The 1,136-nt window shown below is 64.3% G+C and carries 1 protein-coding gene; it reads left to right on the forward strand.

What is annotated here, in order from left to right; all coding sequences use genetic code 11:
• A partial coding sequence (gene tuf, locus DFR43_RS13575; RefSeq protein WP_133599598.1) for an elongation factor Tu occupies positions 1–1,136 on the forward strand: 1,136 nt, incomplete at both ends.

The following is a 1,136-nucleotide window of genomic DNA, read 5'->3' on the forward strand; positions in this document are numbered from 1 at the left end:
AAATTCGAGCGGACCAAGCCGCACGTGAACGTGGGCACCATTGGTCACGTGGACCACGGCAAGACGACGCTGACGGCTGCCATCACCACCGTGCTGGCGGCCAAGTTTGGTGGCCAGGCCAAGGCGTACGACCAGATCGACGCGGCTCCGGAAGAAAAAGCGCGCGGCATCACCATCAACACCGCGCACGTGGAATACGAGACGGCCAACCGTCACTATGCGCACGTGGACTGCCCGGGCCACGCCGACTACGTCAAGAACATGATCACCGGTGCTGCCCAGATGGACGGCGCCATCCTGGTGGTCTCGGCCGCTGACGGCCCCATGCCCCAGACGCGCGAGCACATCCTGCTGTCCCGTCAGGTGGGCGTGCCCTACATCATCGTCTTCCTGAACAAGGCCGACATGGTCGACGACGCCGAGCTGCTGGAGCTCGTCGAGATGGAAGTGCGCGAGCTGCTGTCCAAGTACGACTTCCCTGGCGACGACACCCCCATCATCAAAGGCTCGGCCAAGCTGGCGCTCGAAGGCGACAAGGGCGAACTGGGCGAGCAGGCCATCATGAAGCTGGCCGACGCGCTGGACAGCTACATCCCCACGCCCGAACGCGCGGTCGATGGCACCTTCCTGATGCCTGTGGAAGACGTGTTCTCCATCTCTGGCCGCGGCACCGTGGTGACCGGTCGCGTGGAGCGTGGCGTCATCAAGGTCGGTGAGGAAATCGAGATCGTCGGCATCCGCCCGACCCAGAAGACCACCTGCACCGGCGTGGAAATGTTCCGCAAGCTGCTCGACCAAGGTCAGGCCGGCGACAACGTCGGCATCCTGCTGCGCGGCACCAAGCGCGAAGAAGTCGAGCGCGGCCAGGTGCTGTGCAAGCCCGGCACCATCAAGCCGCACACCCACTTCACGGGCGAGGTGTACGTGCTGAGCAAGGAAGAAGGCGGCCGCCACACGCCGTTCTTCAACAACTACCGTCCGCAGTTCTACTTCCGCACCACCGACGTGACCGGCGCCATTGAGCTGCCGGCCGACAAGGAGATGGTGATGCCCGGTGACAACGTGACGATCACGGTCAAGTTGATCGCCCCGATCGCCATGGAAGAGGGGCTGCGCTTTGCCATCCGCGAAGGCGG

Origin of the sequence: Tepidicella xavieri (assembly GCF_004363315.1) — a bacterium.
In the GTDB taxonomy this organism is placed as follows: Bacteria; Pseudomonadota; Gammaproteobacteria; order Burkholderiales; family Burkholderiaceae_C; genus Tepidicella; species Tepidicella xavieri.